This is a genomic window from Pinibacter aurantiacus, assembly GCF_019130065.1.
Classification (GTDB): Bacteria; Bacteroidota; Bacteroidia; order Chitinophagales; family Chitinophagaceae; genus Pinibacter; species Pinibacter aurantiacus.
The window spans coordinates 420,114-435,937 of record NZ_JAHSPG010000015.1 but is presented as its reverse complement, the minus strand read 5'-3'; the positions used below and the strand labels follow the sequence as shown (position 1 = coordinate 435,937).

9 protein-coding genes are annotated in these 15,824 nt (G+C 41.0%); 2 read left to right on the top strand and 7 right to left on the bottom strand.

The annotated features are described in order from the left end of the window. Nucleotides 1-171: 171 nt before the first annotated feature. From KTO63_RS20215 to KTO63_RS20185, 7 genes are all read right to left on the bottom strand, one after another. Complete coding sequence (locus KTO63_RS20215) at nucleotides 172-2,598, bottom strand: ABC transporter permease (protein ID WP_217793743.1); 2,427 nt, start codon at nucleotides 2,596-2,598, stop codon at nucleotides 172-174. 160 nt (nucleotides 2,599-2,758) lie between these two features. Beyond that, nucleotides 2,759-5,140 carry an ABC transporter permease gene (locus KTO63_RS20210; protein WP_217793741.1) on the bottom strand — a complete coding sequence of 794 codons (2,382 nt, stop codon included), beginning with the start codon at nucleotides 5,138-5,140 and terminating at the stop codon, nucleotides 2,759-2,761. A 161-nt stretch (nucleotides 5,141-5,301) separates the two neighbouring features. After that, complete coding sequence (locus KTO63_RS20205; RefSeq protein ID WP_217793739.1) at nucleotides 5,302-7,662, bottom strand: ABC transporter permease; 2,361 nt, start codon at nucleotides 7,660-7,662, stop codon at nucleotides 5,302-5,304. 173 nt (nucleotides 7,663-7,835) lie between these two features. Beyond that, nucleotides 7,836-10,235: an ABC transporter permease gene (locus KTO63_RS20200; RefSeq protein WP_217793737.1), complete on the bottom strand. Its 2,400-nt coding sequence runs from the start codon at nucleotides 10,233-10,235 to the stop codon at nucleotides 7,836-7,838. A 154-nt stretch (nucleotides 10,236-10,389) separates the two neighbouring features. Continuing rightward, complete coding sequence (locus KTO63_RS20195; RefSeq protein ID WP_217793734.1) at nucleotides 10,390-11,067, bottom strand: ABC transporter ATP-binding protein; 678 nt, start codon at nucleotides 11,065-11,067, stop codon at nucleotides 10,390-10,392. Between the two features lie 135 nt (nucleotides 11,068-11,202). Beyond that, nucleotides 11,203-12,462, bottom strand: a complete 1,260-nt coding sequence (locus KTO63_RS20190) for an efflux RND transporter periplasmic adaptor subunit (RefSeq protein WP_217793732.1) — start codon at nucleotides 12,460-12,462, stop codon at nucleotides 11,203-11,205. 13 nt (nucleotides 12,463-12,475) lie between these two features. After that, on the bottom strand, nucleotides 12,476-12,670 hold the full coding sequence (locus tag KTO63_RS20185; protein WP_217793730.1) for a hypothetical protein: 195 nt from the start codon (nucleotides 12,668-12,670) through the stop codon (nucleotides 12,476-12,478). 367 nt (nucleotides 12,671-13,037) lie between these two features. Here KTO63_RS20185 and KTO63_RS20180 point away from each other — a divergent pair, with 367 nt between their 5' ends. Both KTO63_RS20180 and KTO63_RS20175 read left to right on the top strand, forming a co-directional pair. Then, entirely contained in the window at nucleotides 13,038-14,399 is a 1,362-nt protein-coding gene (locus KTO63_RS20180; protein WP_217793728.1) for a sigma-54-dependent transcriptional regulator, read from the top strand. Then, the gene (locus tag KTO63_RS20175) at nucleotides 14,389-15,726 is read left to right on the top strand and encodes a sensor histidine kinase (protein ID WP_217793726.1); all 1,338 of its coding nucleotides are present in this window, start codon (nucleotides 14,389-14,391) and stop codon (nucleotides 15,724-15,726) included. The genes KTO63_RS20180 and KTO63_RS20175 overlap by 11 nt, the downstream gene beginning before the upstream one ends. The last annotated feature ends 98 nt before the right edge of the window (nucleotides 15,727-15,824 follow it).

The window sequence follows — 15,824 nt, the reverse complement described above, 5'->3', positions numbered from 1 at the left end:
TAGTTATCTGCATGTATTGCTTTAATTAAGAATTAAGAATTAAGAATTAAGAATGCTTTGTGTGTTGCATAATTCACATTTTTTTTGACAGTTTTAATGCTCGAGATATGTAGCGCACGATCGTCAATCAAGAATTCTTAATTCCTAATTCTTAATTCTTAATTAACGAAGCTACTCGCTTCGTAGGCTCTTCACCGGATTCAACAGCGTCGAGCGCACCACCTGGAAACTGATCAGGCCGATGGTTGTACTTAGTAAAGCAAATAACGCAATTACAAAAGGCATAGGCGTTATGGAAACTCTATAAGCATAATCATTGAGCCAATGCTTCATGAAAAGGAAGGCCAGCGGGCAAGCAATAATTCCTGATGCTGCAGCTACGATGATGAAGTCGCGAATGAACAGTGAAATAATGCTCGATGCAGTGGCACCCAACACTTTCCTGATGCCAATCTCTTTTATGCGTTTTTGTATACTTAAAGAAATCAATCCTACAATACCCAGCATCACAATGACACCGGCTAGCAGCGTCGCGGTATATGCAGCCTTCTTTAAATGAATTTCATTTTGATAAGCCTTCTGTATGGTATCATCCATGAAAGAATACTCAAACGGCGTGGCAGGCATTAAAGCATTCCATTTTGTTTGCACCGCAGCGATCGTTTGCGGTAGGTTGCTGCCAGCAAGTTTTAAAGAAATAAAACGATAAGCGTTCCAGTAGCGGACATTGTAAAACAGTAACGGTTTGATACTTTCATGTTTGGATTCGAAGTGATAATCCTTTACAATGCCGCTGATGATATATGTCTGCGCATCATCAGTCATTCTTAGTGATGTTCCGATGGCATCCTGCATAGAGGTAAATCCCAAAGTTTTAGCAGCTGTTTCATTGATAACGATCTTTGCTGAGTCATATCTATCACCCGGATCATTAAAGAATTTTCCGGCGGCCATTTTTATTTCAAAAGTCTTCGCAAATTGTTCGTCAGTTATAAATGTATTTACGCCGATTGCATGGGCGGAGTCTTGTTTTGAGGTGTATAACCTTGCCATGGAAATTGCATTTCTGTTGGGCACTGAGTAAGTAAGTGAAGCTGCAGTAACACCTTTTGTGCCGGCGATTTCATTTCTCAATGTCTGCATACTCGCAACACCTTCGGCTGTCCAGTTGCGAGGCAGTGCGACGTTAATGATTTGATCTTTGCTAAATCCAAGATCTTTATTCAACACGTAAAACACCTGTTGCGTAATAATGATGGCTGACGTTAACACAATAATGGCGATGCCAAACTGAACTCCGATAAGAGTTCTGCGTAACGTAATGTTTTCTTTGATGGATCGCATTTTCCCTTTCACCAATTCTACCGATTTTATGGCTGACAAAACAAATGCAGGATAGATACCGGCTGTGGCGCCGATCAGTAAAATTAAAACTATCGGGAGAATGATAAAGTGTATTGGAAAGGAGAGCAACGATGGAATATCCGAATTAAATATTTCGCCAAAAAAGGAACGTGAGCCCTGGTAGATGCCCAACGCAATGATCATCGCTAACAGGACGGTAATGACAGATTCTGTAAGTAATTGCCGGATGATGTGTTTGCGCATGCCGCCCAATACTTTTCTTACACCAATTTCTTTGAGTCGTGAAGCGGATGAACCAATGGAAATGTTGATAAAATTGATCACCGCCATACAAAGAATAAAAACCGCGATCAATGAAAGTGTGATGATCATTTTTCTGATCAATCCATTATTGGCATCTAGATTGAAAGTTGCCAGCGGCGCAAGTTTTATGGTTAGATTGTTTTTGATATAGTCATCTGCATTGCTATTGATGAGTTGTTTGATAGGTTGTTCCAGCGCCTCTGGTCTTACCCCTTCTTTTAGTTTTATATAACTTGTTAAAGATGAAAAGTTCCAATTATTGAGTTCATAGTCTCCGTAGAAAAACAAGAGTCCGTTAATACCCAGGAACGTTGAATTGATGGATGCATTTACTGGTATGATAGAATTAGTGACGGAATTGAAAGGCAGATCTTTCAGCACACCGGTTACGGTAAAGTCGTGTTGCTTGCCTGAATAGTTATCGATCGTAACTCGCTTGCCAACGACATCTGTTTGCCCGAAAAGCCTCATGGCTTTGGATTCCGTGATCACTACGGCATCCGGATTGTCAAACATCGTTCGTTTGTTGCCGTGCAATACCGGAAAGTTAAACATTGTGATAAATGTAGAGTCTCCGATTTGCAGACTATCCCTGAAATGCTTTTCACCCACAGAGAGAAAAGAACTTACCCAATCCCAACGATAATAAGTCTCAACAAGGTTTGGATATTGTCTGCGCAATTCTTTCGACAACGCCGGAGGTGTTTTTAGTTCAGAGCCGACGACGAAACCTTCCTTCCATTCGCTTTTCAATAAATAGAACCGTTCCACATGTTCGATGTTGTGATTAACGCCAGCTTCCTCCCAGGCATATCCCGCAATGATAAATGCAAATGCAATGCCTATGGCGAGGCCAAAAATATTTAGCGCAGAAAAGAATTTTCTTCTGATGATGTTGCGTAGAGCGATTTTTAAGTAGTTTTTAATCATGTCAGTCTAATAGATAGTCTTAGTCGTCTTTTTTTCAATTAACAATTAATAATTAACAATTAATGGGTGTAACACTCAGTGATTTTTTCCAGCAATAGTTATGTTCGGAATTGTAATGACTGATGCCCTGTTAATTGTTAATTATTAATTATTAATTCGTTTACTCGCTTCGTAAACTCTTCACCGGATTCGCCACCGCTGCTTTGATCGCTTGAAAGCTAACCGTAAACAAGGCGATGAATATCGCAGTAAGGGCGGCGAGTAAAAAGACCCACCAGCTTACAGATGTTCGATAGGCAAAGCCTTCCAGCCATTTGTGCATGCCAATGTATGCCAGCGGCGATGCAATAACAATAGCTATCAAAACGAGTTTAATAAAGTCGCTTGAAAGTAAGGCGGTGATGTTTGTGACAGATGCGCCCAAAACTTTTCTCACACCAATTTCTTTGGTACGCTGCATCGTGCTATACGATGCAAGCCCCAAAAGCCCGAGGCAGGAAATGAAGATCGCAAGGATCGCAAAGTTCAGGAAAAGATTGCCAAATCGCTCTTCACCACGATATTGCCTGTCGAAAAATTCATCCATGAAGAAGTAACTGAACGGACGGTTGGGAATCATTTCTTTCCACTTTTTTTCAATGCTGGCGAGGGTAGCAGGAACGTTGCCCCCGGTAATGTTTACAGAAAGCAGGTCGCAGCCATCCGGTTCAATGCGCATGGTAAGCGGTTTGATCGGTTGTTGCAGCGAGCGGAAATGAAAGTCCTGCATTACGCCGATGATCTTTCCTTCGCGGCCCCATTGTTTGAATTTTCTGCCCACTGCTTCCTGCGGACTTGAGTAACCCAACAATTTCGTAACCGATTCGTTCACCACCATCGCCTGGGTGGTATCGGTGCCAAAGTCTTTAGAGAATGACCTTCCAGCCACCATTTTAATTTTGTATTGCGGAATATAGTTCCAGTCAACAAAGTATAGATCGAGGTTTGCAATTTGCAGGTCGCCTTTTTTATTTTCAATTTCAGAATATGCCCCCGGATTGCCACTGCCCGGAACACTTGAAGATAAAGCGGTTGATTTCACGTTGGGTAAACTGTTCACGGCATTTTTCAGTGCAAATCTTGCAGGGTCGCCCTGTGTGCTAACAACGAGCATTTGATCTTTTGAAAAACCGAGATCGCGTTTGCGCATGTAACTCATTTGCGAATACACCACAAGTGTTGCAATGATCAGTACCACTGAAATAGAGAACTGGGCAATCACCAAACCTTTGCGTAATAAAATACCTTTTGTGCCGGTTGCAAATCTTCCTTTCAAAACAACCACAGGTTTGAAAGAAGAAAGTATCAATGCGGGGTATGCACCGGCCAATACACCAATGCCAATGGCTGCGCTGAACAGCAATAACAAATATTGCCAGTTGGTAAAGATGCCATGACTTACCACTTTGCCTGCGAGTTTATTAAACAACGGTAACAGTAACACAGACAACAATACAGTAAGCAGGAATGCAATGATGCAAAGTATAACTGACTCACCAATGAATTGTCTCGCTACTTGCGATTTTGCGGCACCCACAACTTTTCTGATGCCTACTTCTTTTGCTCTTTCAGATGAACGTGCGGTAGTAAGATTGATAAAGTTGATGCAGGCAATCAGCAAAATGAAAACAGCGATGATCGAGAAAATGTCGACGTTGTTCATGTTGCCCAACTTATTGCCGTCCCTGGTGGAAAGCAGATAAATGTCTTTTAAAGGTTCTAGTGTAAAAGTGTAGAACATCTGGCTCTCTTTTCTTTCCTTGCCATTGTTGCGTTCGATGAAATCGGGAAATTTCTTTTCCATCGCACGGGGATCAACACCGGGTTTCAGCAGCAAAAATGATGTAGCTCCAAAATTGCCCCATTGCTGGTCAAGACCTTTGTTCAGGTGTTGCGTAAGCGTACTCATCGACACTAGCATGTCGCCTTTGAGAATAGAGTTTTCAGGAATATTTTGAATGATGCCGGTAACTGTTGAAGGGATACCATCTCCCGTTAAGAGCACTTGTTTACCAATGGGATCTTCGTTGCCGAAATATTTTTTTGCGGCATCTTCTGTAAATACAATGCTGAACATGTCCTTAAGCGCCTTTTTAGGATCGCCTTTGAGCATCTTTATATCAAAGACGTCGAAGAAAGTTGAGTCAGCAAAGAGCGTGTTGTCTTCCTGGAATTTCGCATCTCCCTTTCTTACCAAAAAACTTCCGTTGTTAACTCGTGTAAATGTCTCTACTTCCGGAAACTCCCGTTTAATGTTTGGTGCGAACGGCCATGCAGTAACGCTCGTATTGATCGTTTCACTTGGCGTTTTGATGTCTGTGTTCAGCCTGTAAATATTTGCAGCCTTTGAATTGAATTTGTCATAGCTCAACTCAAATTTTACGTATAGGAAAATAAGAAAGCATGCCGTCATGCCTACTGTCAATCCCAGTATATTTATGAAAGAAAAAACGCGATGCCGCCAGAGGTTGCGGAAAGCGATTTTGAGATAGTTTTTTATCATGGTGTGGTTGATTTTATAAATTAAGAATTAGGAATTAAGAATTAAGAATGCTTTATGTGCTGCATATTTCATTTTTCTCACACATCCTTTGCGCTCGCCATTAGTAAAGCATAACCGACAAACAGGAATTCTTAATTCCTAATTCTTAATTCTTAATTGTTTTACTCAGTTCTCAAACTTTTCACCGGATTCGCCACAGCTGCTTTAATCGCCTGGTAGCTTACAGTGGCAAGGGCAATAACAATTGCCAGCACACCGGCTACGATGAATGTAAACCAGCTTATGGGAACACGATAGGTGTAATGTTGCAACCAGTTGTGCATTGCCCACCATGCAATGGGTGTAGCAATAACGATGGCAACAATTACAAGGCGTAAAAAATCTCTTGATAGCAGTGCTGTAATATTTGCGACTGATGCACCGAGTACTTTGCGGACACCAATTTCTTTGATCCTGTTTTCTGCCATGTAAGTGGCCAAGCCAAAAAGACCAAGGCAGGAAATGAAGATGGTTAATGCAGAAAAAAGTCTTGCGAGTGTGGCTGTTGTTTCTTCGTCTGCAAATTTCTGCGCGTACTCTTCATTTACAAATTTGTATTCAAAAGGATATTCAGGATTGTAGCGCTTGAATATTTTTTCGGTCTCGGCAATATTCTTTTGCATGCCGTTTGCCTCGTTGAATTTTATGTGCACGACATTGAACCAGCCTTTAGGCCCTTCCACAACCATGGGTCGCATTGGTTCGTAAGGATTTTGCAGAATGAAATCCTGTACCACACCCACAACGTGCCAATCGATGCCGTTGTCTTTTATTGGTGTGCCGATGGGATTTTTAAGATTCATTGCTTTGACTGCTGATTCATTTAGTACAAGGGCAGTAGAATCAGTAGGATAGTTGATAAGATCAATGTCGCGGCCCTGTATGATCTTCATGCCGGTTGTTTTAACGAGGTTGCCATCACTGCAGAAACGGTAGAAATCAGTTTTGTCATTGGGATCTTTTCCCGGCCATTCAAAACCCCAGGAGTCGCTCCAACTTTCGGTTATAGGCGCACTGGTTTTACTTATGTTTGTTGCAATGCCCTGGCTTATCAGATCATTTTTAATAAGCTGCATATTCTTTTCCATATCACCACAAAGGAAAACGTAGGCGAGATTAGTTCTATCATAACCTGTTTCGCGTTGCTGTGCGTAGTTGATCTGATGTTGAATGATGATGGTGCAAATAATCAAAGCGATGGCAAAGGTGAACTGTGCCACTACCAATACTTTGCGGGGTGTGATCAATGCGCTCACTTTTCTGAACGTGCCTTTCAATACGGCTACGGGCCTGAACGATGATAGGAAAAACGCCGGATAGCTTCCCGCAATTAATCCTGTAAACAAGACAAAGCCAAGGCCCGCTAACCAGAAATAAGGATTGCCGAATTCAAGTCGCAGATTCTTTTTTACGAGCAAGTTATAAGAAGGCAATGCAAGTTGTACCAGCACAATAGCGATGACAGCCGCTATTAGAGCAATGAGAACGGACTCTCCTAAAAACTGTGTGATGAGCGAACTTTTCATGGCACCTACAACTTTCCTGATGCCTACTTCTTTGGCACGTTTTTCACTTCTCGCGGTGCTTAGGTTCATAAAGTTGATGCAGGCAATGAGCAGAATAAGCATTGCAATGGTTGTGAAAACGCGAATGGTGGTGATACGGCCGCCTGCGGGCTTTCCATTTTCAAAACGATTATATAAATATTGATCTTCCAAAGGATACATGAACACTTCTATTTTTTCACGCCCCTTTAAATGATCGTAAGTGATGTTTTTTATTTTGTTGTTGAAAGCTGTGATGCTGGCATTTTGCTTCAACATTACAAAAGTCATCGTAGAGTTGTTGTCCCAGTTATCATCATCCCAATCACGGGCCTTCATGTAAGACCATGGCAACAGGTATTCAAAATCGAACATAGTGTTGTTCGGCAGATCTTTCATGACGGCGGTTACTGTAAAGTTGTCCCGGTTGTCAATTTTCACAACTTTATTCATCGGGTCCTCATCACTAAAAAGTTTCTTTGCCAGTTTTTCTGTAACGATGATTGAATAGGTATTGCTCAATGCTTTGTCAGGATTGCCTTTCACCAAAGGCAAACTGAACATGTGAAGAAATCCTGAATCTACCATTGTGCCGCGAACATTTAATCTTTTGTCACCAAGAGAGAAAAGTAAGTTTGCTCCCCAATGCACTCTTGTTACTTCTTCTACTTCTGGATAATCTTTTTGTATGGTAGGTGCGAGTATTTTCGGGGTAGTGCTCCAGCACTGCAGCTTATTGTCAAAAATGCTTTTATTGTAGGCTCTATAAATCCTGTCGCCTTTTTCATGAAATCGATCACGACTGACTTCATTCTGCACCCACAGCAAAATCAAAATTGCACTGGCCATGCCAATAGCCAGACCACTGATATTGATGATCGTAAAACCTTTTCTTTTCAGCAGGTTTCGAAAGGCAACTTTGAAGAAGTTTTTGAACATGGTGGTGTGGTTGTGGTTTTGAAATTGCTGTTTGTTCAATTAATAATTAATAATTAAGAATTAATAAGTGCTGCACCCAGTAAGCTTTTAAAGCAATAGATGTGCTCGAGATCGAAATGGGTGGTGCCCTATTCTTTATTAATTATTAATTATTAATTGGTATTTCCGGTTTGTCATTCAGTACGCAGACTCTTCACTGGATTCGCCAACGCTGCTCTAGCCGAACGATACCCCACCGTTACAACGGCAATAGCAAATGTTGCCAGTATAGACAGCATGAATATGCCCGCTCCAATGTTTATCCTGTACACAAAATCTTCAAGATATTTATGCATTGTCCACCAGCCAATAGGTGCAGAGATGACAAAGGCGATCAATAACAGTTTTGAAAACTCTTTGCCGAATATCCAGAGTATGTTAGGAACGCTCGCGCCCAACACTTTTCTTACTCCAATTTCTTTTGTTTTTCTTACGGCCATAAATGAAACAAGTCCATACAATCCAAGACAGCCAATAAATACAGCAATGCCTGTAAATATTTGTATGAGACGCAACATCATTACATCGAGTTCGTAGAACTTGTTAATCTTGTCATCAAGAAATTCGTAGCTATAAACATAATCGGGATATTCTTCGTTCCATATTTTTTCAAAAGCAGGTAACAGGGATTTAATGTTGTTCATGTTCATTTTGATCGCGCAGTTTTGGTAACGACCATAATCAGGGTAAATAACAAGTGGCTCGATCTTGCTATGAAAGGAAAGATTGTAGAAGTCTTTTACCACGCCAACAACCGGGAATCTGTGATTAGGACCATTCACGCTAATATTTTTTCCAAGTATGTCCTTCGGTTGCAACCCCAGGTTCTTTACAAATGTTTCGTTTACTACGTATTCTTTCGCGGTGTCTGAGGGCACGTAATTTCTTCCGGCGATCAATTGCAAACCGAATGTGTTGATATAATCATTGTCTGCTGTTTTTTGATTCGCTGACCAGTGTTCAGGTTCAGGGTTGTTGTTATAAAATGCACCTGATGAATTGTTACTTTGAGCGGCTGGCGGTGAGAAACCATGACTGATTTTTTCAACACCTGCTAACGACGAAAGCCTGTCGCGCATATTATTCATTTTGACCTTCGTGGTATCAGGTACGGGAAGGATAACTATTGCATCTTTTGTAAATCCCATGTCTGCATTTTGCGAATAATGCATTTGACTTGCTATAACAATGGCGCCAATGATGAGCATTTGTGAAATAGCAAACTGTGTGATCACCAGGATGCGGCGCAAAGAAAAACCCCCGATATGTTTTTGCGAAAGCTTACTCTTTAATGCCAATACCGGTTGAAACCTTGCCAATACAAGGCCGGGATATGAGCCGGAAAGAAATACAACAGCGAGCAGCAACAACGGTAAAAAAAGCAGCAGCTGATAGTTTCGAAAGAAGGTTAATTCCATCTCAACGTGAAGCAAACTATTGAGATAAGGAACGGTCATTTTTGCGATCCAATAAGCAAGACAGAATGCAAAAAAAGTGATGATAAAAGTTTCTGCAATGAATTGCCAGAAAAGTTGTGACCGCATGCTGCCCAATACTTTTCTGATGCCTATTTCTTTAGAACGATTCAATGCCTGTGCCGTCGCAAGATTAATAAAGTTAACACACGCTGTAGTGATTAGGAACACTGCAATGAAGGCCAGCGCCCACAGATATTTTTTGTCGGTATTGGCGTCATATTTTGTGTCGAAGTGAATGTCTGCCAATGGCTGCACTGTATATTTTCTTGCTTTGGCTTCGCGGCCTTCGTAGTTGTTTTTAACTATTTGCGCCAATGCTGCGTTGGCTGTTGCTGTGGTTACTCCTTTTTTTAATAACACAAAGCAATGGCATTCACTGTATGTGCCGTGCCATGCGTTCGCATCATCCGCCATCCATTCGCTGTAGTCTTTTAGGTTAGCATATGAAACATAAATTTCCTGGTGTCTGTCTGTATTGTTTGGAAGGTCTTTTAAAACGCCGGTAATAATGAAGTCTGTTTTATTTTCAACGCGAATGGTTTTGTTCATCGCTGCTTCTTCAGAACCAAAATATTTCTTCGCTAATTTTTGAGTAATAACAGCAGTGTTAGGACTACTAAGCATTGTGCTTTGATTGCCCATCACCAATGGGAAATTAAGGATCGAAAAGAAAGCAGGTTCTACAAATGCAACACCTGAAGGTTCCTGGAACTTTTTTACTTCTTTTTCCTTTGGCAGAGAGATTAACTCGTTGTCGAAGCTGATCACCCTTGCTACTTGTTCAGCAAAGGTAGTAGTGTTGCGAATGGCCTTGCCAACAGGAGAAGGCAGGCCCTGGTTATATCCTGATTCATCGCCATCATGATACTCGCTAACCACGCGGTAAATTCTATCCTTGTTGTTATGAAAATTATCAAAACTTAAATGGTGCATGATCAATGTATAGATCAGTATGCAACATGCAACGCCAAGTGTGAGACCAAGCACATTGATGATGGTGTACGCTCTGTTGCGTGTAAGGTTGCGCCAGGCTATTTTGAAGTAGTTTTTGATCATGACTGTTTAATTGATAGTTATCAACCTGAGGGTTCAATTAATAATTAATAATTAAGAATTAATAGGTGCAGTAGTTGAAGTTGTCTTCAAACTTGCGATGTGTTCGAAATAATAAGGGCTGACGCCCTATTAATTCTTAATTATTAATTATTAATTAGATCAGAATATTCTCTGTAACAGTCGTTCCATCCAGCATCCTGATAATGCGATGGCTAAAGCGTGCATCGTGTTCGCTGTGGGTAACCATTACGATGGTAGTGCCTTGTTCGTTGAGGTCGGTTAGAAGTTCCATTACTTCGTTACCATTTGATGAGTCGAGGTTACCTGTAGGCTCATCGGCGAGAATCAATTTAGGATTGTTAACCACTGCTCTTGCGACAGCTACACGTTGTTGCTGGCCACCTGAAAGCTGCTGTGGGTAGTGGTTGCGGCGATGCATGATCTGCATTTTGTCGAGCACTTCTTCTACACGTTTCTTGCGATCTGCAGGTTTAACGCCGGTATATATTAGCGGAAGTTCAACGTTTTCAAAAACGGTTAGTTCGTCGATAAGGTTAAAACTTTGAAATACGAAACCAATATTGTGTTTGCGCATGTCGGCTCTTTTTCTTTCATTGAAGTGTGCCACTTCAACACCATTGAAAATAAAGCTGCCACCATCCGGATCGTCCAGCAATCCCAATATGTTTAACAGTGTTGATTTGCCACAACCAGAAGGCCCCATAATGGCAACGAATTCTCCTTCTTTCACATCAATTGTCAATTTGTTGAGCGCAATCGTTTCAACTTCTTCGGTCCGGTAAATTTTTTCAAGGTTGGTAATCTTGATCATATTTTTGATAGTTGTTAGTTGATAGTTAATAGTTGTTGGTAAGCAAAAAGTCAAAGTTTAAAGTCAAAAGCTCGTTGTGGAAATTTCGCGACTATAACTGTCAGGTTCTGGTTTTGACTTTCTACTTATAAATTTTTACTTGTTCTTCAACACCAGTTCCTGCATTGTTCCATAATTCTCATAGCTGGAAGTAATCACTTTGTCTCCAGGATTCAGGCCCTGTAATACTTCGTAATAGTCGGTGTTTTGGCTGCCCAGTTGAATGTTGTTCACCCTGTAAGCTGTTTTGCCATCATCACTTACTTTAAATATCCAGCTTCCACCTGTTTGTTGATAAAAGCCTCCGCGTGGTACAAGCAACGCCTGGCGTTCATCACTGAGTGCCAGTAATATTTGCAAAGTTTGTCCGCGACGAATGCCTTGCGGCACTTCACCTACAAACTCCATATCCACTTGAAAACGTCCGTTCGTTACTTGCGTAAATATTTTTTTGATTTGCAGCGTGTATGATTTATTTGCAAAAGTAAAAGTTCCTCTCAATCCGGTAAAGATTCGTGAAATGTAGTGTTCATCAACATCTACACGAACTTTGTAGCCGCTCAATACATCAATTTGTCCAAGTCTTTCGCCTTTGTTTTTATTCTGGCCAATTTCCACATCGAGAGATGTTAGTTGACCGTCAACCGGTGCACGTACAACAAGATCGCCAACTTTTTTTCGCGTAAGGTCAAGGGCGTTTTGCGAACCATTATACAATTGTTTCGCTTGCGTAACACCCTGTCTTGTTGAAACAGAATCTTGTTTTAAAATTTCTTCAGAAAGTTTTTTCTTCTGTAGTTGATAGTTATAAGTGTTTTCAGCCTGGCGGAATTCCTGCGAACCGATGGCCTTTTGCTCGTACAAATGTTTGTCCAGTTTGTAAATACGCTCAGCTTCTTTCAATGAATTGTCAACGTCTGTCATTTGGTTGAGCTTGCTTACTGTATTTTGTTGAGCAGCGTTTTGCGCAATCTGCATTTGCGTCAGCAGGTTGTAAACCTGTGTTTCCTGGTTTACAAGGCTCAGGGCAAGGTCTGTGTTGGAAAGGCGCAGGATGGGCTGCCCCTTCTTCATTACTGTTCCATCTTCCACATACTTTTCTTCTACTCGTCCGCCTTCAGCGGCATCAAGATAAATTGTGGTGATGGGAAGTACTACGCCGTTCACAGGAATTGATTCCTGGAAAGGTCCTTTTTTTACTTCACTGATAGTGATGCGTTCCGAATCTACGTTTAGTTTCGAATTGCCTGAAGTGTAATAAACGCTGGCGCCAACCAATAGTACAATGCCTGTTATCGCTCCGATCGTCATTATTCTTTTCGAGGACCATTTCTTTTTTTCTATTACTCTATCCACCGTTTAGTTGTTTTTATAAGTAAAGCAAAATCAATTCGTGAAACTTTCCGATCACTACGTCTTCTTGTTCTGGTTGCTGAACTTGTACCTTTGGCACGTCAGCACATCTGTTAGAACAGTTGCCCGCAACCACGAAAATCGGGATGAACGCGATGATCATCGCAGTGATCATAATTGCAGGCAAACTTTTTTTTGTGACAAGGTTCATGGCTGAAAATTTTCTTGTCGAATTTTGTGTATACCAATATTACGGAAAGCTGTGCCAAATCATAAGTCGCTTTTTTTCAATTGATTATAATCCGTATGCAAAAACCAGTGTTCGGTAATGATACATTTTCCGTACGCTTTTGGGATGGTAGGGTAACTGAGTAACTGAATAACTGAATAACTGACGGGTTGAGTCATTGAATTATTGAATAATAGAGACGTTGGGATAGGAGGTATGTTACACACAAACTTCAGTTATTCAGTCATTCAGTTATTCAGTTATTTTCAAACGGCAAATTTCAAATCCCGATTTTGAATGGTACATTTGATGAAACATTACTCTACTACCTTAATCTGCTTTGTTTCCCATGTTACTGAAAAACGCCAACGTACTAGTGATTGATGATGATACTGATGTGCTTACCGCTGTGAGACTTTTGTTGAAGACAGAGGCCAAGAGCATTATTACAGAAAAAAATCCCGAAAATATACGCTCTCTAATGACTTCAAATTCATTTGATGTTATCCTGCTTGATATGAACTTCAACAGTTCTATTAATACAGGCAATGAAGGAATTTTCTGGTTGAAGAAGATACGCGAAATGAAGTTTGGCGGCGCTGTTATTATGATTACAGCTTACGGCGACATTGATTTGGCAGTGCGATGTTTGAAAGAAGGGGCGACGGATTTTGTGGTAAAACCATGGCACAATGAAAGATTGATAACGGCGATTAAGGATGCGCTGAAAAAGAGCCTGGGTGGCAATGGCGGCAATGGAGATAAAGACAAAGCGGATTCTGTAATAGGCAAGGAGTTGCTTGGAAAGTCTGAGCTGATGCAGGACATCTTTTACAAAATAGAAAAGATCGCTCCGACAGATGCCAATATTTTAATTCTTGGTGAAAACGGCACCGGTAAAGATTTGATCGCGAAAGCGGTACACCAGCGTTCACTTCGCGCAGATAAACCTTTTGTAAAAGTAGATGTCGGTGCCCTGACAGAGTCGCTTTTTGAGAGTGAATTGTTTGGTCACAAAAAAGGAGCGTTTACGGATGCCCGTGAGGACAGGCAGGGCAGATTTGAGGCGGCAAACACCGGTTCGCTTTTTTTGGATGAGATTGGAAATATTTCATTGCAGCAGCAGGCAAAACTATTGACTGTATTGCAAAACAGGCAGGTGACCAAACTTGGAACCAACCAGTCATTTCCGATAGATATTCGTTTAATCTGCGCGACCAACGTGTCTATGCAGGAGCTTAGTAATGAGCAGCGTTTCAGAAAGGATCTTATCTATCGCATCAACACTGTTGAAATTACTGTGCCACCATTACGGAAAAGAAGAGAAGATATTCCAATGCTGGCAGAGCATTTTATGAATATGTACGCCAATAAATACCTGAAACCGAAAATGGAGTTTTCAGAAAAGGCGATTGATAAACTAATCAATTATCATTATCCCGGCAATGTGCGCGAACTGCAATACACCATTGAGCGTGCAGTGATTATGGCTGAGGAAGCTTTGCTGCAGGATAAGGATTTGTTGTTTTCTCCGATAGAAAATGCAAGCGTGCATAACGATGAGAAGGATGAAAATTTATTGAGTGAGGTTGAAAAGAATACCATTCTTCGTGTAATAGAAAAACACAATGGCAATATCACAAAAGCTTCCAAAGAGCTTGGTCTTACAAGAACTGCTTTATACCGCCGATTAAGTAAATATGACATTTAGACGCTACAAGTGGGGAATCCTTTTGCAGGTGCTCCTTCTTTTTATTGTGCTTTGCGCAGAAGCTTATTTTTTAAACAAGCAGCAATACCTGTTTGCTGTAGTTGCTTTGCCGGTTATCATCTACCTGGTTTGGAGTTTTTATCGCTTTCATAAAAAAGCGGAAACGGAAGTTTCGCAGTTTGTGGAGTCGGTACGTTATCGTGACTTCTCAAGGTACTTTGATGAGAAGCATGCGCCGTCTGAGTTTCAACTATTACGTAAAGGCTTTAACGAAATCAATTCAACATTTAAGATCATTACAAAGGAAAGGGAAACGCAGTATCAGTATTTGCAGAAGATACTCGAACTGGTGGATACCGGTATTTTATCTTATGAGTTGAATTCGGGAGAGATTGGATGGATCAACGAATCGTTCAAGAAAATGTTTGGTATTCCTTACCTGAAGACGGTTCATTCATTGGAGAAGCGCGATGAAAATTTGTACAGGCATTTGATCAAGCTGAATACTAATGAACATGAGGTAGTAACGATCAATAAGGAACAAAACTCATTGAAGATATTATTGTCTGCAACGCTTTTTCAAACCGATGGAAAGATATTTAAACTGATCGCTTTTCAAAACGTGAGTGAAGCATTGGATGAAACGGAAAGCAAAGCATGGCAACGATTGCTGAGTGTAATGACGCATGAGATCATGAACTCTATCGCCCCTATATCTTCCTTGGCAGAGACTTTGAAAAATCGTTTGGAAGTGTACGGAAAAGAGAACGGCAACACTGTGCCGGAAGATTTTACACTGGGCGTAGAAACGATAAAAAAGCGAAGTGAAGGCCTGCTGAAGTTTGCGGAAGCCTATCGCAATTTCAATAAGATCACTACTCCCAACTTGCAGAAAGTTTATATGCGCGATCTTTTCGAAAACCTGCATACCTTGATGCAGCCAACTCTTTTGCATAAAAATATTGAACTGAATATTGTGTTGAAAGATCCGTCGTTAATGGTAGATGTAGATACAAGTTTAATTGAGCAATTGCTGATCAATTTATTGGTGAATGCTATCGATGCGGTAAAAGAGGTTTCGCATCCATCGATAATTTTATCTGGATATATTCAACCCAACAACAGACCCATTTTAAAGATTGCCGACAATGGTGCCGGCATGTCTCCCGAAGTGGCAGACAAAATTTTTATTCCATTCTTCAGCACGAAGAAAACCGGTAGTGGCATAGGTTTGAGCCTCTGCAAACAAATCATGCTGCTGCACAAAGGCAATATCCAGGTGCAGTCGAGAGAAGGAGAGGGGACGGTGTTTACGCTTTACTTTTGAAACTCAAATAGTACAATAACTGAGTAACTGAATAACTGAATAACTGATGCAGACCGCACTTTCATGTTCAGTTATTCAGTTATTCAGTTTACTCAGTC